The following is a 20079-nucleotide window of genomic DNA, read 5'->3' on the forward strand; positions in this document are numbered from 1 at the left end:
GGGGCCGAGCGGGAACGACTGGCCTGATGCAATCCTACGATGTCGTGATCATCGGCGCTGGCGCCGCCGGAATGATGTGTGCCATGGAGGCCGCCAAGCGGGGTCGTTCGGTGCTGATCCTCGATCACGCTGCGATGCCAGGCGAAAAGATCCGCATCTCCGGCGGTGGCCGGTGCAATTTCACCAACATCCACGCCAGTCCGAAGAATTTTATCTCGGGCAATCCGCATTTCTGCATCTCGGCGCTCAGCCGTTACACCCAGCGCAATTTCATTGCGCTCGTCGAGCGTCACCGCATTGCCTATCACGAGAAGACGCTGGGGCAGCTGTTCTGCGACGGCTCCGCCCGGCAGATCATCGACATGCTGGTCTCGGAAATGCAGGGCAGGGGCGTCGAGCTGGCCCTGTCGACCGAGGTCAGGGATGTCGGCAAAACCGTGGAGGGGTTCGTGCTCGCTCTCTCCACGGGTACGGTCACTTGCCAGTCCCTGGTGGTGGCGTGCGGCGGCAAGTCGATCCCCAAGATGGGAGCGACGGGTTTCGGCTACGAGGTCGCCGAGCAGTTTGGCCTTGCCATTGTCGAGACGCGGCCGGCGCTGGTGCCGCTGACCTTCGACGAAAAAACGCTCGAGCGGCTGGCTCCCTTGGCCGGCAACGCAGTCGACGCGGAAGTCAGCTGTGGCAAGACGCGATTTTCAGAGGCCATGCTGTTCACGCATCGTGGCGTCAGCGGGCCATCCATCCTGCAGATCTCATCCTATTGGCGCGAGGGCGACGAAATCCGCATCGCCATGCTGCCCGGGGTCGATGTGGCGGATCTCATCCGCACGGCCAAGCGCGCCAATGGGCGGCAGGCGGTGCAGACAGTGCTCGCAAATCACCTGCCGAAACGGCTTGCACAGTCGATCGCGGAGCGCACCGGGTTCGACGGCAATCTCGCCGATCTTTCTGATAGCCAGATCAAAACCGTCGGCGCCGCGGTCAATGACTGGCGCATCAAGCCGGCGGGTTCCGAGGGTTACCGCACCGCCGAAGTGACGTTGGGCGGGGTCGAAACCAACGGACTGGACCAGAAGACGATGCAGGCGAAATCGGTACCGGGCCTGTTCTTCATTGGCGAAGTGGTCGATGTGACGGGTTGGCTTGGCGGCTACAATTTCCAGTGGGCATGGTCATCGGGCTGGGTGGCGGGCCAGGCGGCCTAAGCTGTGGGCTGCAGAGGTTGGCGGTTGCCTAAACCAGGGTCATCGCGTGAAGTCCGATGAAAATAGCCACGCCTGCGCCGATCAAAAGCAGCGGGTTCACCTTAGTCAGCAGAAGCGTTGCCGTTGACGCGAATGCCACGGCGCGTGCAAACCAGCCGCCATCGATGGCCTGCAGCAACACATAGGTCGCGGCAAGGATCATGCCCGCGGCGACTGGCCGGAGCCCTGCCTCCAGCGCTCGCTTCCAGCGCGCGCCGCCATTGCGGGACCACATATGGGCGACCGCGTAGATAAGGAAGGTGGTTGGGCCGAAGATTGCAATCGTTGCAACCACGGCGCCCCAAAAACCCGCGACTTGCCAGCCAATCAACGTCACCAGCAGGGATCCCGGCCCAGGCGCCATCCGCGAGATGGCGAACGCATCGACGAATTGCGCCTGGCTCAGCCACTGATGAACGTCGACGACCTGCCGGTTGATATCGGCAATCGCACTCTGCCCGCCGCCGATCGTAACGAGGGAGAGCGGAGCAAATACCGCCAGCAAGCTCAGCAACAACGATGTATGCGGGCTCTCGCTCATCACTTTGCCCTGGCGTAGGTGTCGGCGACGCTTACCGACCCGGCGACGAGAACGATCCAGAAAAGCGGCCAGTGCAGAAGTGCGACGGCAATGAATGTGCCGGCCATGATCGCAATGGGAACAACGTTTCGAGGCACCGCTCGCGCGGCCGTGATGCCCATTGATAGCGACAGGCCAACAGCCGCCGCCGCGGCTCCTGTCAACGCCACATGCGTCAGCGGATATCGCGACAACGCGGAGAATACCGTTCCCAACAGGACGATGACGATGGCAGGCGGGACGATGATGCCGACAAAACCAATGATGGCACCACGCCAGCCAAGCAGCCTGTAGCCGATCCAGACGGCCATGTTCTTGACGTTCACACCCGGCAGCGCCTGGGAGATCGACAGGCCGTTGAGGAATTCTTCCTGGGTTATCCACTTGCGGTTTTGAACAAATTCCCGCAGCAGCCAGCCACTCACTCCACCGCCGAAACTCGTCAAGGCGATACGGGTGAAAATCCAGAACAGCTGCGAGCAACTGGGGGCGGGTGCTATTTCCGGTGTCGACATGTTCAACGTTCTGGCCGCAGCCGTTGGTGAGGGAACCAGAGACCCGAGTCGAGATGGATTTGCCAGCGCCATACGGATGACCACAGGTCACTCTTTTTTGCGTCTATCGTGAAGCCGTCCCGGTGGGCCATCCGAGCGTCAAAGCACTGGGCTGAAAAAAATCTTTGCATCACCCCAAGGATTAGCCATTAGCCTTCGTCCAACTGACAAATGATGGCGATGATGCTGGATGAGACCGAAGCCTCCGACGCCGAACTGATCGGGCGGGCGAAGGGCGGAGACAGGGGGGCCTTCGGCACATTGCTGGAGCGTCACTACGACTTCGTCTATCGCGCCGCCTATCGCTGGTGCGGCAAGAAGGCCGATGCCGAAGACATCGCCCAGGAAGTCTGCGTCCGGCTCGGCAAGGCGATCCGCGACTATCGCGGTGGCGGCGCCTTCACGACATGGCTCTATTCCGTGACGATGAACGCGGCGCGCGACATGATGCGCAAGACCGCGCGCGAGACGGTGAAGACCGAGGCCTATGGCGTTCATGCGCTGATTTCCGGCGAGGCGCCGGCCGAGAGCGAGGATCCGGCCGAGGCACTGTGGGCGGCGGTGCGGCAGCTGCCGGACAAGCAGCGCGATGCCGTGCTGCTTGTCTATGGCGAGGGTTTGAGCCACGCGGCCGCCGCCGAGGCGATGGCGATCTCGGAGACGACGGTTTCCTGGCACATCCATGAAGCGAAGAAACGGCTGAAGACGCTGATGCGCTCGGCCGGGGAAGTGTGACCATGGTCGACGACAACGAACTCAACAGACTGCGCGATATCGCGGCACCGGCGCCGGGCGAGAGCGCGAAGGCGCGCGCCTTCGAAGCTGCCCTGCGCGCCTATGATCAGGAAAATATTTCTGCCGTCACCCAAGGATCGGTCGGCGGCCTTCGTCTCACAGAGCGAGCACAAAAGCTCTGGAGCGAGATCATGCAAAAGAAACTCATTGCCACGCCGGCCATTGCCGGGCTCGTCGCCCTGCCGATCGCCGGATACGCCACCTTCCATCTGCTGAGGGAACAGCCGCCCAAATTCGGCGGCGACGAAAAGATCACCGAGACGCTGGCCGATAAGCCGGCGACCTTGAAGCCGACAATCGCCGAACCGAAGCCAGCCCCCACGGCGCTGGAAAAGGACAAGAAGGCCGACGCGGATGTGGAAAGCCGCGATGCGAGCGATGCGCTTGTGGCGCCGGCCTCGCCACCGAAATCCGAATCGGCCGAGGCCGGTGGCACCGCTCAGCAAACTGCGGTGGGGCGCGGGGTGGTGGCCGAGCCGGCACCGCCGGCGCCGACAGGTGAGTTCGCGCTGGATGGAACTGTAAACGCGCCCAGCACCTCGCGGGTTGACCGTATGGCAGCCGCCGAGTCCAAGCTGATGGCGCCGCAGCAACCGGCCACGGCGCCGGCCGACCAGATCGCGCCGCAGGAGGAAAACCGCGACCGCGTCCAGGATTTCAAGACCAATCCGGTGCACGCCGCACTCGAAGATCCGGTCTCGACCTTCTCGATCGATGTCGACACGGCATCCTATTCCTTCGTGCGCAGTTCGCTGAAGCAAGGCTTCGTGCCGCAGGCCGACACGGTGCGCGTCGAGGAGATGATCAATTACTTTCCGTATGACTGGAAGGGGCCGGACTCGGCGTCGACGCCGTTCAACTCGACCGTCAGCGTCATGCCGACGCCGTGGAACGCGCACACCAAGCTGATGCATGTCGCCATCAAGGGCTTCGACATCAAGCCGACCGAGCAGCCGAAAGCCAATCTGGTCTTCCTGATCGACGTCTCGGGCTCGATGGACGAGCCGGACAAGCTGCCGCTGCTCAAATCGGCATTCCGGCTGCTGGTCAGCAAGCTGAAGGCCGACGACACGATCTCGATCGTCACCTATGCCGGTGACGCCGGCACCGTGCTGATGCCGACAAAGGTTGCCGAGAAGGACAAGATCCTCAACGCCATCGACAATCTGACGCCGGGTGGCTCGACCGCCGGCGAGGCCGGCATCAAGGAGGCCTACAAGCTTGCCCAGCAATCCTTCATCAAGGACGGCATCAACCGGGTGATGCTGGCCACCGACGGCGACTTCAATGTCGGACAGACCGACGACGACGACCTGAAGCGGCTGATCGAAAGCGAGCGCAAGACGGGGGTCTTCCTGTCGGTGTTCGGCTTCGGCCGCGGCAATCTGAATGACCAGATGATGCAGACCATTGCCCAGAACGGCAACGGCACGGCAGCCTATATCGACACGCTGGCCGAGGCTGAAAAGGTGCTGGTCGAGGATGCCTCCTCGACGCTGTTCCCGATCGCCAAGGACGTGAAGATCCAGGTCGAGTTCAACCCGAACAAGGTCTCCGAATATCGCCTGATCGGCTACGAGACCCGGGCGCTCAACCGCGAGGACTTCAACAATGACCGCGTCGATGCCGGCGATATCGGCTCGGGCCATTCAGTCACCGCGATCTACGAGGTCACGCCGAAGGGCAGCGGCGGCGAGCAGATCGACCCGCTGCGCTATGGCCAGGCTACGGTCCACAATGGCGGCGTCGCCAATGCGGACGAATATGCCTTCGTCAAGATCCGCTACAAGCTGCCGAATGAAGACATCTCGAAGCTGATCACCACGCCGGTGACATCGGCCAACGAGGTGGCATCCTTCGACCAGGCCAGCACCGACCAGCGCTTCTCCGTCGCCGTTGCCGCCTTTGGCCAAAAACTGCGCGACGAGGATGCGACCGCGAAGTTCGGTTACGACAAGATCATGGAGATTGCCACTGCCGCCCGAGGAGCCGACCCGTTTGGGTACAGGTCCGAGTTCCTTTCGCTTGTGCGCCTTGCCTCGGCGCTGGGCGGTAACCGGTAGTGGCGATGACGGCCGGTTTCTTTCAGATGGGATCGTTCTGATACGGGAAACCGGCCTACGGGCGGGTGAGGCAGGCCGGCGAGGGGTCATTCCCTTGCCGGCCTTTTTTTTCGGATCCGTTGATATTCAGGTGAGGCCGGTCTGCAAACGGCAGCTTCCTCCGCTTCCGGTGCTCACGTACGAAAAGTACGCTCCGCTCCGGTTCTCGGAACCTGCCGTTTTCGCCTCGGCCTGACCTGAATCTCAACGGATCCTCGGGCGGCGATACCGGCACGATCGTTAAATTGCGCGGCATTTCCGGTACCGGATCGCAATGTCCTCTTGTTACACCGATCATGTTTACAGGGCTTGAGGGAGCCGGAATTGCAGATCAGGACTATACCCAACTCGATACCGCCGGCACGAGACGCTTCCGCGGTTTCTTCGGCCCCATCATCCGAATCCAGGCGCATCAGCGACGATGTCGCGCAGGCGCGTCATACCGCCATGTCGGCGCTGACCAACGACCGCTTCCGCGCCATGCTGGAACAGATCAGCGATCCCGCTTCATCCGGCACGCTGATGACGATGCGCGGCGACAACGTCGTCGATTTCAAGTCGGCGCAGTCGAGCTACGCCGACAACAGCGAATAATCGAGAATATCGAGTCAGGCCCGGCTGCGGCGCCGTTCGCGGCGGGCTTCGCTGGTCTCGGCGGTGTTTTCCGTCGCCACCTTGTTGCGCATCGGGCCGATGCGCTCGACGATCGCCGCAACCGTCGGACGATCCGCCTTGGTATGGGCGTCGAGCGCCTTGCGCATCGCAGCAAGGTGCTGGAACGAGGTGCCGCAGCAGCCGCCGACGATTTTCGCGCCGGCATCGACAGCGAGACGGACATAGTCGGCCATGAGTTCCGGCGTGCCGGAGTAATGAATCTCGGTGCCGCGAAATTCGGGAATGCCGCAATTGCCCTTGACGATAACGGTCGCCTGCGGCTTCGCCTCGGTCACGTCGAGCAGCGAGGCCAGGATGTCGGAGGCGCCGACACCGCAATTGGCGCCAACGCCGAGCGGTGCTTCAGACAGGCCGTCGACGACGCCGTGGATGTCCTTCGGCAACAGGCCCATCATGGTGCGGCCGGCGGTGTCGAAGGAGCCGGTATAGGTGTAGGGCAGGCCGACGCGGATGGCGGCTTCTGCGGCGGCGCGGATTTCGTCGGGCGCCGACATGGTCTCGATCCAGGCGACTTCGGCGCCGCCTTCCTTGAGACCCTCGATCTGTTCGGCAAAAGCGTCGACCGCCTCGTCATAGGTCATGGCGCCAAGCGGCACCAGCAATTCGCCGGTCGGGCCGACGGAGCCGGCGACGATCACCTTGCGGCCGGCCTTGTCGGCGACGGCGCGGGCGATCTCGGCGGCGCGTTTGTTCAGCGCATGCACGCGGTCCTGCGCGTGGTGGAGCTTGAGCCGGTGGCGGGTGCCGCCGAAGGAGTTGGTCAGGATGATGTCGGCGCCGGCATCGACGAAGTTCTGGTGCAGGCTGGTGATGGTGTCGGGCGCCGTCTCGTTCAGCAATTCCGGTGCCTCGCCGGCCTCCAGGCCCATGGCGAACAGATTGGTGCCGGTGGCGCCATCGGCCAGCAGCACACCCTTTTCAGCCAGCAGGGCATCGATCGGATTGGTCGTCGTCATCGGATTGGCTTTCGTGTTTCGAATTCGAATAAGGATATAAAGAAGTCTTTATGTCCAGTCAATGATTTGCCACGACCTTCCTGCTGGATTGAAGCGCTTGCTCACGATCCGGACGTGATCTCGACGGCGATCTCGGTGCAGACCCCGCCATTGGTCGGGTAATAGTCGACCGAGCAGGCGGTGACCACCAGAAGCAGGTCCTGTTCGGCAAGCAACGTCACATTGCCGCCGGGCGGATTGATCGATGCCTCGACCACCAGCCTGCCGTCCGGCTGCGGCAGGGAGTTCTGGAAGAGATCGACGGGGTCGGGGGCGAAGGGCAGCGATATGCCCTCGGCAGCCAGCGCCTGCATCAGATTGTCCCGGCAATTGGGGTGGTTGGGGAAGCCGGCACGCTCGTAGAGGGCCGAGTCACAGGCGGGGTAGAGCATGTCATGCGGGCCGGGCGAGGCGTTCTCGACCAATGTCAGCATCGGCCTGGCGGCGGCGCTATAGAAATGGTCGCCGATGCCGGGGAATAGGCGCTCGGTGATGTCGCGGGTCTGCGACGTGCTCAGCCAGTCGAACTGATCTCCGGTCGCGAACGCCCAGAGATCGGCGACCTGCTGTCCCTTCGTGTCGATGATGCGGATGAGATCGCCGCGTTTGACATGGATCGAGCGGCCCGATTGGGGAGGGACGACGATGCGACGTGGGTCTGACATGGGCTGTCCTCTGGGCATGCCATCGACTTGGGCAACTGACTTGGGCGAGTGGCTTGGCCCTCGATCATGTCGGGGCCAATGACCACGATTGCGGTCGATCAGACAGAGCCTGACGGGAACGACATGCCGGCCAGATTGCGCGCGTAGGCGGCGGCCTCGTGTGGGTTGATGTCGGCGGCGCGGATCAGATTGTCGAAATGCTGGGTCAGCGCCTGGATCGGTTGGGTGGCGTTCAGCACCACATACATGTCGCCGACATAGATGGCGGCGCGGTAGGGGCCGAAGATGGTCAGCGGGATCGAATAGCGCATACGGCCGTCGTAGAGAAACAGGCGGAAGGTCGGGTACAGGTCGTCGAGCAGCGTCGCCATATGGGCGAGCTGCTGCCGCCGGTCGGCTTCGGGAAAACGGTCCCAGACGCCGAGGCCGCGTGCAAAAATCTCCAGCGTGTGGCGCGGCATGCAGACTTCCATGTCGGTTTCCGGGCGCCGGTTGTATTCGATGCGGTATTGGGTTTCGCTGGCCTGGGCCAAGCGGCTCCTGTTGGTGATGTTGGCCTCGTAGTCGACCAGCGCGCGGGTTCGCAGGAGATCGGGAATGCCGGCCGGCACGTAGCGGATCTTGGTGCCTGCGGCTTCGGCGAACCATTTGGCGAGCAGCGTGCGGTCGAAACCGTCGGGCGCTTCCTCGATCTCCAGGCTTTCGCGGATTTCGCCGGTGACGCCTTCGTCCTGGCTGAGGCCGAGCAGCCAGTCCAGCGACACTTTGAATTCGGCGGCGATGTTGAGCAGCGTTTCGGCGCGTGGCAGGCGCGTCGAGGCGCCGGACATGAGCTGCGACAGCGCCGACCGATCGATGCCGACTGCTGACGCGAATGCCGACTGGTTGAGGTCGGAGCGTGTCAGGAGCAGCTTCAAACGTTCCCGAAAGATTGCTGACAGGTCGCGTTTGTCCACTGTTCGTTCTCCGCCATCTCTTAGGAAAAATTTGCGCCCGAGACGTCGAACCGGCTCTCTAGGCGTAAATGAATCCCTAAGGTTGTTTACAATGTGTAACATGTGCGGTCAAATATGCGCAATCGCAACATTTTGTACACTTTGTCTCGTTGAGTGGAATCACTTCTCCTGACACTATGCTGTCAGGAACCACTGGGGGTTCCGGCGACTGAGGGACAGTGGTCGATAGCATGACAGGCAAGAGCATCAAGCGACGCAACGCACCGGCCATCGAATGGCCAACCGTGGTTCTCGCTTTCTTCTGTTACGGAACATGGCTCGCCACCGGTTTCCTGCTCTGGCCATCCCATCCCATCCTCGCCCTCGCCATCCTTGGCTTCATCTTGGCACTGCAGTCGTCGATCATGCACGAAGTTCTGCATGGCCATCCGACGCGCAGCGCGCTGATCAACGAAGCTTTCGTCTTCCTGCCGATCGGCCTGGTCTGGCCGTTCCGCCGCTTCAAGACGCTGCACTTGCGCCACCATGCCGATGAGCGGCTGACCGATCCGCTCGATGACCCGGAAAGCTACTACCAGGCGATGTGGCAGCATGACGAATTGCCGCCGACGATGAAATTCCTGCTCAAGCTCAACAACACCATGGCCGGCCGTTTCTTCCTTGGCCCCTGGCTGTCCTGCATCGGCTTCTTCATCGACGACGCCAAGCAGATCATGGCCGGCGACAAGGCGATCCGCAAAGCCTGGCTGCTGCATGCGATCGGTCTTGCCATTGTGGCGCCGATCGTGCAGTTCGGCTTTGGCATTCCGCTTTGGCTCTACATTCTGGCGCCGGTCTGGCTCGGCCAGTCGCTGATTGCTATCCGCACCTTCGCCGAGCATCAGTGGTCCGAGCATCCGGAAGGCCGCACGGTGATCATCGAACGCTCGCCGCTGTCGTTCCTGTTCCTCAACAACAATCTGCACTTCGTCCACCACAAGACGCCTGCCGTGGCCTGGTACAGACTGCCCAAACTGTTTCGCGATCGCCGTGAGGAATGGCTGCGGATGAACAATGGCTATGCCTATCCGAACTATTTCGCGCTGATCAAAGCCTACGCGTTCAAGGCCAAGGAGCCGATCGTGCATCCGGTGCTGCGGCGTGCGCCTGAGCACGGCCGGGCGTTCCAGCCGCGCATCCGGGCGCGCAATGTCAGTGGGCTCGGCACCGCGCCGGTGCCCGCCGAGCCGCCCAAGGAATAATTCGGGCAACCCTGGGTCCCGTGTCGGCCAATTCTGATTGGACGCCGCGTTTTTGCGATCCTTTCTCCAGACGTGGTGATTTGATACCGGGATGAGCGAACTGATTGCGGCGTTGCCGATGTACGACTGGCCTGAAGTGCGCGCTGAGGTCGACGCGCAATGGGTACGGTTGCGGGACGCTTTCCGGCAAAGGGGCATCGATGCGCCGCAAACCATCGTGCGCCGCAATGGCGATATGCCGCCCGTGCTTGGCGGCATATTTGATGTTCAGGGCGCCTTGATCGCACCGGATCCGGCGACATTGTCGCCGGACGAACTCGATTATCACAAGCTCTGGCTGCACCCGGCGCTGCTGTTCGCACAGACCTGCTGGGGGCCGATGGAGCTTGGCCTGTCGAGCCATGTGCAGGTTGTCGGCCAGCCGAGCTACGATGCCTACGAAGGCGGGCAAAGCGAGCTTTATTCCAGCGCACTGGTGATGCGGACAGGCGAGGGCCCGGAGGTTCGGTCACCCGCGGACGGCAAGGCGGTGCTGCCACTCGACCTGATGCGTAGCAAGCGCTTCACCTTCAACAGTCTCGATTCGATGTCGGGCAGCATTGGGCTGACGCGCGATCTGCAGGCGGCCGGGGAAAGCCTCGATATCTTTTCCTCGCGCGCCGAAAGCGGCGGCCATCGCGGCTCGATCGTCGCGGTCGCCGAGGGTAGCGCGGATGTCGCCGCGATCGACTGCGAAAGCTGGGCGCTGGCGCAGCGTTTCGAGCCGGCGGCCGGCAAGGTCGTGATCGTCGGCTGGACGGCACGGCGCAAGGGCCTGCCCTTCATCACCGCCAGGGCGACTCCGGAAAAAACAGTCAAGGCAATGCGCGAAGCCCTTGCCAGCCTAGCCGAGCAGCCTCGCATCCAGCGGGTAGGTTGACAGCTGCTCGTTGCCGGTCTCGGTGATCAGGATCTGCTCCTCGATCTTGACACCTTCGCGCCCGCCCAGCCTGCCAATATAGCTTTCCACGCACAGCACCATGCCTGGTTCCAGCACGGCGTCCGGCGTGTCCGGCGTCCAGTCGCTGGCATGTGGCAAGGTCGGGTATTCGTCGGCCAGGCCGACGCCGTGGTAAAGCACGCCATAGCGTGTCGGGAAACAGTCCCCAGGCGGCACCGCCGAGCGCTCGACAAGATCGCGGAACGAGATGCCGGCTTGCATCAATTCAGTGTTGTGCGTGATCTGGTCGGCGGCAATGCGGAACAGATCGCGCTGCTCGTTGGTCGGGTTTCCGTCGCCGCACAGCCAGGTGCGCGACAGGTCGGCGCAGAAGCCGTAGGGGCCGATCAGGTCGGTGTCGAAGGCAACGAGGTCGCCCGCTTCGATCACGCGCGACGAGCATTCCTGGAACCACGGATTGGTGCGCGGGCCCGATGCCAGCAGCCGCGTTTCGATCCACTCGCCGCCGCGCGCGATGTTGCCGCGATGCAGCTCCGCCCACAATTCGTTCTCGGAGATGCCCGGCTTCAGCGCCTGTTCCATCTCCCCCATCGCCGCCTCGCAAGCGACGATGGCGCGGCGCATGGCGAGGATTTCGTCCGGTGATTTGATCAGCCGAGCATTCTCCATCACCGCTTCGCCATTGCCGATGGAGACACCAAGCCGCGCCAGTTCCTCGACGCCTTCCGGATTGATGTGATCGACGGCGATGCGGCTGTTGCCGCCGCCATGTTCTTTCACCAGATCGGCGATGCCGGCGGCCCAGCGGCGGACTTTCTGCTCCGTCAGTTCGCCGCCATAGAGATACATCCACGAGATAGCCGGCCGCACCTCGTCGACGACGCCGGAATGGTCGGACAGATGCTCGCAGGAAAAATAATCGAACAGCACCACCGGCCCTTCGGCGGCGACGAAACAATGCCGTGTGGGGTTGTGCGCCACCCACAGCTGCATGTTGGTCGAGTCGGTGGCGTAGCGGATGTTGACCGGGTCGTAGAGCAGGGCGCCGGCATAGTTGCGGCGCTTCAGCTCGGCGCGGATGCGCTCCAACCGGTATTTCCGCATCGCCGGAAGGTCGGGCGCGACAATGCCTGCCGCAGCCCATTCAGCCTCCGCCTGGGCGCCATAGCCCAGCACATGCTGGTTGAGCGAAGCCGCCTTCTGGCGTGAGGCGTCGCGCAGGGCTTCGATCGAGCCTGGCTCGAACGGCATGATCTTGCGGTGGCGACCGAAGCTACCCTTTGGTCCCGCGCTGTCCATGGTCGAACCTCAGCTCCGCATCTTCTCGCCGCTCGGGTCGAACGGCGCCTCGACATTGATGCGGGCCGGACGCCGCTGGCCGAGGATCTCGATCTCGAACAGGCCGACGCTTTCATCCTCGGCCAGTGCCGCCGGCACATAGCCTTGCGCCATCGACTTCTGGACATAGTGGGCATAGCCACCCGAGGTCACCCAACCGACCACGCGCCAGTCGCCATCGACGATACCGCGCACGGCGGATGCGCCTTCAGCGGCCTTGGAGCCACGGATTTCCTTGCCTGATGTGTCGAAGCGCGGCGCGCCGTAGCCATGCGGCTTTTCCACCGTGCCGTAATCCTTGCTGACCTTGGCCCAGATCGGCTCGTCGCCCATCACATCGGCATCGGCAGCGTCGACGATGAAGGAGACGCGGCGAAGTTTCGGGCCTTCCGCCTGTTCCTTGGCGGCGGCTTCGCGGCCGATGAAATCGTTCTTCTCGAGCTTGATGAAGCGGTCCATCGAACCTTCGAACGGGCCGTAGATCGGCCGTAGCTCGCGGAACCAGGTCGGGAAGTTCTTTTCGAGGCGCATGGAGAGCAAAGCGCGCATGCCGAAATCGACCACGCCGAATTCCTCGCCAGCATCCTTGATCGCCTTGTACACCAGGCGCTCATAGGCCGGCGCCATCCAGATCTCGTAGCCGAGGTCGCCGGTATAGGTGATGCGGTTGACCAGGCACGGTGCACCGCCGACCGCCATCTCGCGGAAATCCATGAAGCGGAAGGCTTTGGTCGAGATGTCGACGTCGACCAGCTTCTGCAGGAGGTCGCGGGATTTCGGTCCTGCGATCGAGAGGCCGACCAGCGTCTGGTCGAAGCGATGGATGCGCACCGAACCATCCTTCGGCAAGTGCTTCTCGAACCAACGCATGTGGTATTTCTGCGCGGCCGACGAACCCCAGATCATGAAGCGGTCTTCACCGGCCTTGGCGATGGTGAAGTCGCCGATCAGCTTGCCGAATTCGTTGATCATCGGGGTGAGCACGATGCGGCCGGTCTTCGGCATGCGGTTGGTCATCAGCCGGTTGAGGAATTCTTCCGCGCCCGGTCCCGACACTTCGTATTTGGCGAAGTTGGCGATTTCGGTGACGCCGACGCGCTCGCGCGTGGCGCGCACCTCCTCGCCGATCGGCCCAAAATCGTTGGAGCGGTGGAAGGAGACGATATCCCTGGGCTCCTTGCCCTTCGGTGCGAACCAGAGCGGCGTCTCGAGGCCCCAGCTGTCGCCCATGACGGCGTTGTTGGCCAGCATGGTGTCGTAGAGCGGCGTCGTCTGCGCCGGGCGTGCCGCTGGCAGTTCTTCGTTGGGGAAGCGGATCGAGAAGCGGCGCGAATAGTTTTCACGGACCTTGGCGTTGGTGTAGCGCAGGCCGGCCCATTCGCCGAAGCGGGCGACATCCATGCCCCAGACGTCGAAGCCGGGATCGCCATGCACCATCCAGTTCGACAGCGCGAGGCCGACGCCTCCGCCCTGGCTGAAGCCGGCCATGACGGCGCAGGCGCACCAGAAATTGGTCAGGCCCTGCACCGGGCCGACCAGTGGATTGCCGTCCAGCGCGAAGGTGAAGGGGCCGTTGATGATCTGCTTGATGCCGGCCTTCTCGATGCCGGGGAAATGCTTGAAGCCGATTTCCAGCGACGGCGCGATGCGGTCGAGATCGGGCGGCAGCAGTTCATGGCCGAAATCCCATGGCGTGTTGACCGGCGACCACGGCTTGCAGGCCTTTTCATAGGTGCCGAGCAGGATGCCGTTGCGCTCCTGGCGGGTGTAGATCTCGCCCTTGAAGTCGAGCACGCCGATCATTTCGCGGCCGGTCGACTTGTTGAATTCCTCGACCTCCGGCATCGGCTCGGTGAGCAAATACATGTGCTCCATGGCCAGCACCGGCAGTTCGACGCCGACCATGCGGCCGATCTCGCGCGCCCACAGGCCACCACAGTTGACGACATGCTCGGCGTGGACCGTGCCCTGTTCGGTGACGACGTTCCAGGTGCCGTCCGGCTGCTGCGTCAGGTCGACGACGCGGTTGCGCAGCACGATCTCGGCGCCGAGTTTCTTGGCCGCCTTGGAATAGGCGATGGTGGTGCCGGACGGATCGAGATGGCCTTCAACCGGGTCCCACATGGCGCCGACGAAGTTGCTCTCGTCCATCAGCGGGAACATTGCCTTGGCTTCGGACGGCGTGATCAGCTCGGTGTCCATGCCGAGATAGCGGCCCTTGGCGTGGGCCAGCCTGAGGAAATCCATGCGCTCCGGCGTATCGGCCATCATCACACCGCCGGTCAGATGCAGCGAGCAGGACTGGCCGGAGATTTCCTCGATCTCCTTGTAAAGCTGAACCGTATAGGCCTGCAGCTTGGCGACGTTGGGGTCGCCGTTCAGCGTATGGAAGCCGCCCGCCGCGTGCCAGGACGAGCCGGAGGTCAGCTCCGAGCGCTCGATCAGCATGATGTCGGTCCAGCCGGCCTTGGCCAGGTGATACAGTACCGAGCAGCCAACGACACCGCCGCCGATGACAACCGCTTTTACGTGGGATTTCATGAAGATAGGTCCGTTTTTAGAGAAATTGAATCGGATGAGCGCTGCGCGAAAACAAACTGTAGGTCGGAAACTGCGACGTTTTCGGCCAGCCTGCCATCAAGCGCGGCAAGAATGGTTTCACAGACGGAAGTACGATGTTTCAGGACATCATGGCTCCAGACACGCAGTATCAAATAGCCTTGATCGCGCATAAAGTCGTCGCGGCGGCGGTCATAGGAACTGTCGGCGTGTTGTGAGCCGTCAATCTCGACGACGAGCCATCGCTCGCGGCAGGCGAAGTCTGCGAAAAAGGGGCCGATGGAGAACTGACGCGTAAAGCGATAGCCGCCGAGTTTTCGCCCCTTCAGTTCAAGCCAAAGCAAGGCTTCCGCTTGATTGCCTGCTTGCCGGAGATTACGCGTACGGTGGGTTGTGCCTGTCTTGCGGCGACTGCGGGTTTGACCAGCGCCTTCCCCCACTCCGTCGCCGCTTCGCGGCGCCACCTCTCCCCCCTCCGGAGGGAGAGGAAGGGAGCCAGCCTGCATCAGCTCGCGCCCTTCCTCTCCCCCGTCGATCGGGGGAGAGGTGGCGAGCGAAGCTCGACGGAGTGGGGGTCGACTATTCATCAAACCAGTACAGACGATCAAAAATCGGTCGGCGCGCCGCCTTCGGCCGTGCGCTTCTGGACGAAGTCGTTGAGCTCTTCGCGGATCGCCGGATCCATGTAAGGTTCTTCGTAGGACGCCAGCCGTTCCTTCCACACCTTGTTGGCCTTTTCCAGCGCGGTCGGCGAGCCGGCTTCAGCCCAGGTCTCGAAATTGCGCCAGTCGGACAGGATTGGCGAGTAGAAGGCGTTCTTGTAGCGGTCCTGCGTGTGCTGGGTACCGAAGAAATGGCCGCCCGGGCCGACCGACTGGATGGCGTCGAAGCCGAGCGCCTCGTCGGACATGTCGAGCGGGGTCAGGAATTCGGCTACCATCTGCAACAGGTCGATGTCGAGAATAGTCTTTTCGTAGGAGCAGCGCAGGCCGCCTTCGAGCCAGCCGGCGGCATGCATCATCAGATTGCCGCCGCCCTGGATGGCGCCCCAGAGCGAGAACACGCTCTCATAGGCTGCCTGCGCGTCGACCGTGTTGGCGGCGCAGGTGTTGGAGGTGCGGTAGGGGATGTTGTAGCGGCGGGCCAGTTGGCCGCCGACAAGCTGCGCCTTCATGTATTCCGGCGTGCCGAAGGCCGGTGAGCCGGACTTCATGTCGACATTGGAGGTGAAACCGCCATAGCCGACAGGCGCGCCTTTCCTCACCATCTGGGCAAAGGCGATGCCGGACAGCGCCTCGGCATTCTGCTGCACCAGTGCGCCGGCGATGGTGACCGGCGCCATCGCACCCGACAGGGTGAAGGGCGTGACGACAACGACCTGGCCCTTGCTCGACATCTGGATGATGCCTTCCATCATCGGCACGTCGAGCTTGAGCGGAGAATTGGTGTTGATGATGGTGAAGACGGACGGTTCCTCGAGCAGTTGCTCATGGCTGATGCCGCGCGCGATCCTGGCGATCTCGATGCCGTCCACATTGCGCTCCTTGCCGAGCGAATAGATGTGGAACACCTTGTCGGTCAGCGTGGCGAGGTCGCGGATGCACTCGAGGTGGCGGACCGACGGATGGATATCGGTCGGCTCAACCGGATAGCCGCCGGTGCAGTTCAGGATGTTGTGCATCTGCGCCAGGCGCAGGAAGTTGCGATAGTCCTGCTGGTTGCCAGGCCGGCGACCACGATCGATGTCCGAGCAATTGGGCGCCGAGGCCATCATCGAGATGATCACATTGTCGCCGCCGAAACGCACATTGTGCGCGGGATTGCGGGAATGGATGGTGAATTCGGACGGGCAGTTCGACACCAGGTCCAGGATCATATCGCTGTCGAAGCGCACGCGCTCTGAGCCTTCACGCACGTCGGCGCCATGCGCCTTCATGATACGGCGGGCCTCGTCGTGAAGGACGTCGACGCCGATTTCCCTGAGTACGCGCAAGGACGCGAGGTGGATCGATTCCAGTTCGTCTTCGGAAACCAGTTTGGTCGGCGTCAGCGGGTTTCTCAACTGGCGGAAAGCCGGCTGCTCAAAGGCGGCCGAGCCGCCGGCGCGCTTTCCGGCGCGGCCGCCACGGCGGGCACGGTCGGGCGCCTGTGCCGATTCCAAGGGTTGTAGGGCGGCGGTCATGATGGTCCTCGTAGGATGCGATAGCGGGCGGCATAATGGACCGGCGGCCCGTCGGCCATTGCGGAGGCGGCGACCACTAGGGCGAGGGAAGCGACATGCCGGAACGGCAGCTGCGTGGCCGCGACATTCGCCTGATCACCGTCCGGTTGGCGCAAGCGGATTTCCCCTGCCGGCCCTTTCTTTCCCCGGATTGAACCCGTAGCAGTGACCTTGCCGGCCGGGAGGTCTGCCGGCACCTCATATGGAATGACGGAATGGTGGCAACCGGCTCGAGCGAAGGCGAAGCGGGAACGCAGTGGGCAGCGCTCGCCGGCGTCACCGCAGCACTTGCCATGTTCGGCGCCGCGCAAGGGTTGAGCTCGCCGCTGTTCACGCTTCTGATGCAGAAGCAAGGCATGTCGCCGGGGTTGATCGGCCTGTCGGCGGCTATGATGCCGCTCGGGCTGATCCTGTCAGCATCGTTCGTGCCGGCCGCGGTGCGGCTGGTCGGTGCACGCAACCTGGCGGTCGGCTGCTCGCTGATTGGTGCGCTGTGCTTCCTGGCGATCGGCTATCTGCAGAACTGGGTGGCCTGGTACCTTATCCGCTTCATTGTCGGCGTCGTCATCAACCCGCTCTATATCCTTGGCGAGGTCTGGGCATTGTCACTGGCCCCGCCTTCGCGGCGTGGCCGGGTGATGGGGGTGTTCAACACGCTGATGGGCGCCGGCTATGCGGCGGGACCTTTCACCTTGACCTTCATCGGCACATCGGGCTGGGCACCGTTCAGCGTCGGTGTCGGCGGCTTCTTGCTTTGTGCCGTCATTCTGCGCCTTGTCTCATCAAAACTCACCGGCTTCGAGGATGATGGCCAGCCTGCCGGCAGCTTTGTCGGTTTTGCCCGGCTGGCGCCGGCGCTGCTGCTGGCCGTGCTGGTCTCGGCCGCCGTCCAGCAAAGCACCTATGCGCTGGTCCCGGTCTTCGGTGCTGGCTATGGCCTGCCGGAAGCGATCCTCGCCGCGCTGGTGATGGCGCTGTCGCTCGGCAACATCCTGCTGCAGATCCCACTCGGCCTGCTCGCCGAGCGGTTCGGCGGCCGCCCGATGATCCTGGCCTGCGCGGTGGCGACAATGGTTTGCGCGGCGCTGCTGCCGCTGCTGATCATGACGCCGCTGATCTGGGGCGTGCTGCTGGTGATGGGTGCTGTCGGTTACGGCGTCTATACGATGGCGCTGGTCGAACTCGGCAGCCGCTTCAAGGGCACGCTGCTGGTCACCGGCAATGCGGCTTTTGCCTTGCTGTGGGGTGTTGGCGGCATTGTCGGCCCACCGGGCGCCGGCCTGCTGATGCAAGGCATCGGTCCGCTGGGGCTGCCTGTGGTGATCATCGGCCTCGATGCCTTGTTGGTGATCTTCGCGCTCTATCGCTCATCGGTCCGCCGGAGCAGCAAGGCATGACCGCGGCGGGTTCGGACAAAAGCGAAACCCGCATGCAGTGGGCAGCGATCACCGGCGTGATCGCGACCGTCTCGGTGTTCGCCATCGCGCAGGGGCTGTCCTATCCGCTGTTGAGCTTCATCCTGCAGCGCCAGGACGTCTCGCCAGCGATGATCGGCCTGTCGGCGGCCATGACCCCCATCGGCTTCATTGTCTCGTCGCCCCTGATCCCGGCGCTGGCGCGGTGGTTCGGGGCAGGGCGCACGGCGCTCACCTGTGCGGCCCTTTCGGCAATCGTGCTGGCGCTGATCGGCTGGACACAGAATGTCTATTTGTGGTTCCCGCTGCGCTTCCTGATCGGCGTGGTGACCAATCCGCTCTATGTCTTAAGCGAAATCTGGGTGATCGCACTGGCGCCGCCGGCCCGGCGCGGCCGCATCATGGGCGTCTATTCGACGATCATCTCGGCCGGATTTGCGACCGGGCCGCTTTGCCTGCTTGCCGTCGGCACGCAGGGGTGGCCGCCCTTTCTCGTCGGCATCTGCGCTTTCGTGCTGTGCGGCATCTGCCTGGCGTCGGTGCTGCCGCGCCTGCCAAAGGTGGACGAGGCCGGGCATCAGGTGTCCGTCCTGGGCTTCGTGCCGATGGCGTGGCTGCTCTTGTTCGCCGTTATCGTGGCCGCGGGTTTCGAACAGGGCGCGCTGGCCTTGCTGCCGGTCTATGGCACCCATCACGGCATCGCGGAAGTCCGCATGTCGGCGCTGCTGTCGATGATGATCGCCGGCAACATCGCCATGCAGGTGCCGCTCGGCCTGCTGGCGGAGAGGCTGACCGCACGCCTGGTGCGGCTTGGCTGTGTCTTCTTGACGGTGCTCGGATGCGTGCTGCTGCCGCTTCTCATCGAAACGCCGCTGATCTGGCCGATGATCTTCGTCTGGGGTGCGGTTTCCTACGGCATCTACACGATGTCGATCATCGAGCTTGGCGAGCGCTTCACCGGCTCGACATTGATCGCCGGCAACGCCGCCTTCTCGCTGATGTGGGGCGTTGGTGGCATCGCCGTGCCGCCACTGGCAGGGACCGCCATGGATATACTGGGCGCGGGCGGACTGCCGATCACGCTTGGCCTGATGTGCCTGGCGCTGGCGGTGGCGAGTGTTTTTGGCCGCAGATCAGCGTGAAGCGACAGCGGGATTTTGAGGTCTGTCACTGCCTTGCCATCTGGAAATTGCCCACATATCGCAATTGGCGTGGCGTTCCTCGGGGTGCATTCTGCGCAGCATGTCTTGAATTTCGGCTGCACGATCAAAGTCGGGTATTAGCCCAAGGTGGGACAGTTCTGAATTGGCAAACACATCGGGAAATCCGCCGCAATTGGTCAATGCACTTGTGGCAGCTTCCTGATCCAGCAAGTCGTAGCCCAGGAAGGTGAAGCCGCCCCAGTCAGCCGAACCCACGTCAGCCTGCGGTCTTCGGATGACGCTTAAAATGTTCCATGCGCTCGTATCCGTCAGTTCCGAAAGCAGGAAATCCAAGTCTACAAAGAAATCGAGCATCCAGTCCTCATTCACAATGTGAGGCCAGTAATTGTCTTTCGTCTCCTCAAGTGCAATCGGGCCGAGCATGCCATCCAGCGTGACCACCTCGGTCAGTTGAGTGAGGCCAGACCACTCGACGTACTTCGTCCATTCCGTGCCGCTGGACGGTCCAAATCTCTCTTTCGCAATGTAGAGAAATTGCATGAGGTTTCCTCGTGGCGACTCATCCCTCGATAAGGCGTCTCAGTTGACGCTGTGTGGCGGGATCGCTTCTTTCGTGCGTTCCAATTGAATTTCGGT

18 protein-coding genes are annotated in these 20079 nt (G+C 62.8%); 8 read left to right on the top strand and 10 right to left on the bottom strand.

Annotated features, from left to right (window positions below; translation table 11 throughout):
• Window positions 1-26 precede the first annotated feature (26 nt).
• The gene (locus tag AC1DX4_RS21310) at window positions 27-1205 is read left to right on the top strand and encodes a BaiN/RdsA family NAD(P)/FAD-dependent oxidoreductase (protein ID WP_477222159.1); all 1179 of its coding nucleotides are present in this window, start codon (window positions 27-29) and stop codon (window positions 1203-1205) included.
• Window positions 1206-1233: 28 nt separating this feature from the next.
• On the opposite strand, the gene AC1DX4_RS21315 is transcribed toward AC1DX4_RS21310, so the two are convergent.
• Window positions 1234-1785 (bottom strand): chromate transporter, encoded by a 552-nt coding sequence (locus AC1DX4_RS21315; RefSeq protein WP_477222160.1) that lies wholly within the window; start codon window positions 1783-1785, stop codon window positions 1234-1236.
• Window positions 1785-2339, bottom strand: a complete 555-nt coding sequence (locus AC1DX4_RS21320) for a chromate transporter (RefSeq protein ID WP_477222161.1) — start codon at window positions 2337-2339, stop codon at window positions 1785-1787. The genes AC1DX4_RS21315 and AC1DX4_RS21320 overlap by 1 nt, the downstream gene beginning before the upstream one ends.
• A 213-nt stretch (window positions 2340-2552) precedes the next feature.
• Here AC1DX4_RS21320 and AC1DX4_RS21325 point away from each other — a divergent pair, with 213 nt between their 5' ends.
• The 3 genes from AC1DX4_RS21325 to AC1DX4_RS21335 all read left to right on the top strand — a co-directional run bounded on the left by AC1DX4_RS21325 (window position 2553) and on the right by AC1DX4_RS21335 (window position 5869).
• Window positions 2553-3113, top strand: coding sequence for an RNA polymerase sigma factor (locus tag AC1DX4_RS21325; protein WP_477222162.1), 561 nt, complete (start codon window positions 2553-2555; stop codon window positions 3111-3113).
• A 2-nt stretch (window positions 3114-3115) separates the two neighbouring features.
• Window positions 3116-5236 carry a vWA domain-containing protein gene (locus AC1DX4_RS21330; protein ID WP_477222163.1) on the top strand — a complete coding sequence of 707 codons (2121 nt, stop codon included), beginning with the start codon at window positions 3116-3118 and terminating at the stop codon, window positions 5234-5236.
• A 363-nt stretch (window positions 5237-5599) separates the two neighbouring features.
• Window positions 5600-5869 carry a hypothetical protein gene (locus AC1DX4_RS21335; RefSeq protein ID WP_477222164.1) on the top strand — a complete coding sequence of 90 codons (270 nt, stop codon included), beginning with the start codon at window positions 5600-5602 and terminating at the stop codon, window positions 5867-5869.
• A 14-nt stretch (window positions 5870-5883) separates the two neighbouring features.
• Here AC1DX4_RS21335 and bmt read toward each other — a convergent pair whose 3' ends face one another.
• The 3 genes from bmt to AC1DX4_RS21350 form a co-directional block, all read right to left on the bottom strand.
• A complete protein-coding gene (gene bmt, locus AC1DX4_RS21340) occupies window positions 5884-6906 on the bottom strand; it encodes a betaine--homocysteine S-methyltransferase (protein ID WP_477222165.1) in 1023 nt (340 codons plus the stop codon).
• A 101-nt stretch (window positions 6907-7007) separates the two neighbouring features.
• Window positions 7008-7610 (bottom strand): DUF1989 domain-containing protein, encoded by a 603-nt coding sequence (locus tag AC1DX4_RS21345; protein WP_477222166.1) that lies wholly within the window; start codon window positions 7608-7610, stop codon window positions 7008-7010.
• A gap of 98 nt (window positions 7611-7708) precedes the next feature.
• Window positions 7709-8566 (bottom strand): helix-turn-helix domain-containing protein, encoded by an 858-nt coding sequence (locus AC1DX4_RS21350; protein ID WP_477222167.1) that lies wholly within the window; start codon window positions 8564-8566, stop codon window positions 7709-7711.
• A 230-nt stretch (window positions 8567-8796) separates the two neighbouring features.
• Between AC1DX4_RS21350 and AC1DX4_RS21355 the strand changes: the two genes are divergently transcribed.
• Together AC1DX4_RS21355 and AC1DX4_RS21360 are read left to right on the top strand one after the other, a co-directional pair.
• Entirely contained in the window at window positions 8797-9807 is a 1011-nt protein-coding gene (locus AC1DX4_RS21355; RefSeq protein ID WP_477222168.1) for a fatty acid desaturase, read from the top strand.
• A 91-nt stretch (window positions 9808-9898) separates the two neighbouring features.
• Window positions 9899-10726 carry a phosphate/phosphite/phosphonate ABC transporter substrate-binding protein gene (locus AC1DX4_RS21360; RefSeq protein WP_477222169.1) on the top strand — a complete coding sequence of 276 codons (828 nt, stop codon included), beginning with the start codon at window positions 9899-9901 and terminating at the stop codon, window positions 10724-10726.
• Here AC1DX4_RS21360 and AC1DX4_RS21365 read toward each other — a convergent pair.
• The 4 genes from AC1DX4_RS21365 to AC1DX4_RS21380 all read right to left on the bottom strand — a co-directional run bounded on the left by AC1DX4_RS21365 (window position 10691) and on the right by AC1DX4_RS21380 (window position 16826).
• Window positions 10691-12046 (bottom strand): M24 family metallopeptidase, encoded by a 1356-nt coding sequence (locus AC1DX4_RS21365; RefSeq protein ID WP_477222170.1) that lies wholly within the window; start codon window positions 12044-12046, stop codon window positions 10691-10693. The two genes, AC1DX4_RS21360 and AC1DX4_RS21365, sit on opposite strands and share 36 nt — an antisense overlap.
• Window positions 12047-12055: 9 nt before the next feature.
• Window positions 12056-14626, bottom strand: a complete 2571-nt coding sequence (locus AC1DX4_RS21370; protein ID WP_477222171.1) for a GcvT family protein — start codon at window positions 14624-14626, stop codon at window positions 12056-12058.
• Complete coding sequence (locus AC1DX4_RS21375; protein WP_477222172.1) at window positions 14623-15108, bottom strand: endonuclease domain-containing protein; 486 nt, start codon at window positions 15106-15108, stop codon at window positions 14623-14625. Before AC1DX4_RS21375 ends, AC1DX4_RS21370 begins: the two co-directional genes overlap by 4 nt.
• A gap of 140 nt (window positions 15109-15248) precedes the next feature.
• Window positions 15249-16826 carry a trimethylamine methyltransferase family protein gene (locus tag AC1DX4_RS21380; protein ID WP_477222173.1) on the bottom strand — a complete coding sequence of 526 codons (1578 nt, stop codon included), beginning with the start codon at window positions 16824-16826 and terminating at the stop codon, window positions 15249-15251.
• Window positions 16827-17080: 254 nt separating this feature from the next.
• On the opposite strand from AC1DX4_RS21380, the gene AC1DX4_RS21385 reads away from it, so the two are divergent.
• Together AC1DX4_RS21385 and AC1DX4_RS21390 are read left to right on the top strand one after the other, a co-directional pair.
• Entirely contained in the window at window positions 17081-18262 is a 1182-nt protein-coding gene (locus AC1DX4_RS21385; protein WP_477222174.1) for an MFS transporter, read from the top strand.
• Window positions 18259-19422: an MFS transporter gene (locus tag AC1DX4_RS21390; protein WP_477222175.1), complete on the top strand. Its 1164-nt coding sequence runs from the start codon at window positions 18259-18261 to the stop codon at window positions 19420-19422. Before AC1DX4_RS21385 ends, AC1DX4_RS21390 begins: the two co-directional genes overlap by 4 nt.
• Here AC1DX4_RS21390 and AC1DX4_RS21395 read toward each other — a convergent pair.
• Window positions 19414-19983, bottom strand: coding sequence for a hypothetical protein (locus AC1DX4_RS21395; RefSeq protein ID WP_477222176.1), 570 nt, complete (start codon window positions 19981-19983; stop codon window positions 19414-19416). The two genes, AC1DX4_RS21390 and AC1DX4_RS21395, sit on opposite strands and share 9 nt — an antisense overlap.
• Between the last annotated feature and the right edge of the window lie 96 nt (window positions 19984-20079).

This window comes from Mesorhizobium sp. P3_A8, assembly GCF_056402995.1.

Coding starts and splice junctions, on each gene's coding strand:
- AC1DX4_RS21310 (WP_477222159.1), top strand. CDS start 27: ATGCAATCCTACGATGTCGTGATCATCGGCGCTGGCGCCGCCGGAATG.
- AC1DX4_RS21315 (WP_477222160.1), bottom strand. CDS start 1,785: ATGAGCGAGAGCCCGCATACATCGTTGTTGCTGAGCTTGCTGGCGGTA.
- AC1DX4_RS21320 (WP_477222161.1), bottom strand. CDS start 2,339: ATGTCGACACCGGAAATAGCACCCGCCCCCAGTTGCTCGCAGCTGTTC.
- AC1DX4_RS21325 (WP_477222162.1), top strand. CDS start 2,553: ATGGCGATGATGCTGGATGAGACCGAAGCCTCCGACGCCGAACTGATC.
- AC1DX4_RS21330 (WP_477222163.1), top strand. CDS start 3,116: ATGGTCGACGACAACGAACTCAACAGACTGCGCGATATCGCGGCACCG.
- bmt (WP_477222165.1), bottom strand. CDS start 6,906: ATGACGACGACCAATCCGATCGATGCCCTGCTGGCTGAAAAGGGTGTG.
- AC1DX4_RS21345 (WP_477222166.1), bottom strand. CDS start 7,610: ATGTCAGACCCACGTCGCATCGTCGTCCCTCCCCAATCGGGCCGCTCG.
- AC1DX4_RS21355 (WP_477222168.1), top strand. CDS start 8,797: ATGACAGGCAAGAGCATCAAGCGACGCAACGCACCGGCCATCGAATGG.
- AC1DX4_RS21360 (WP_477222169.1), top strand. CDS start 9,899: ATGAGCGAACTGATTGCGGCGTTGCCGATGTACGACTGGCCTGAAGTG.
- AC1DX4_RS21365 (WP_477222170.1), bottom strand. CDS start 12,046: ATGGACAGCGCGGGACCAAAGGGTAGCTTCGGTCGCCACCGCAAGATC.
- AC1DX4_RS21370 (WP_477222171.1), bottom strand. CDS start 14,626: ATGAAATCCCACGTAAAAGCGGTTGTCATCGGCGGCGGTGTCGTTGGC.
- AC1DX4_RS21380 (WP_477222173.1), bottom strand. CDS start 16,826: ATGACCGCCGCCCTACAACCCTTGGAATCGGCACAGGCGCCCGACCGT.
- AC1DX4_RS21385 (WP_477222174.1), top strand. CDS start 17,081: ATGGTGGCAACCGGCTCGAGCGAAGGCGAAGCGGGAACGCAGTGGGCA.
- AC1DX4_RS21390 (WP_477222175.1), top strand. CDS start 18,259: ATGACCGCGGCGGGTTCGGACAAAAGCGAAACCCGCATGCAGTGGGCA.
- AC1DX4_RS21395 (WP_477222176.1), bottom strand. CDS start 19,983: ATGCAATTTCTCTACATTGCGAAAGAGAGATTTGGACCGTCCAGCGGC.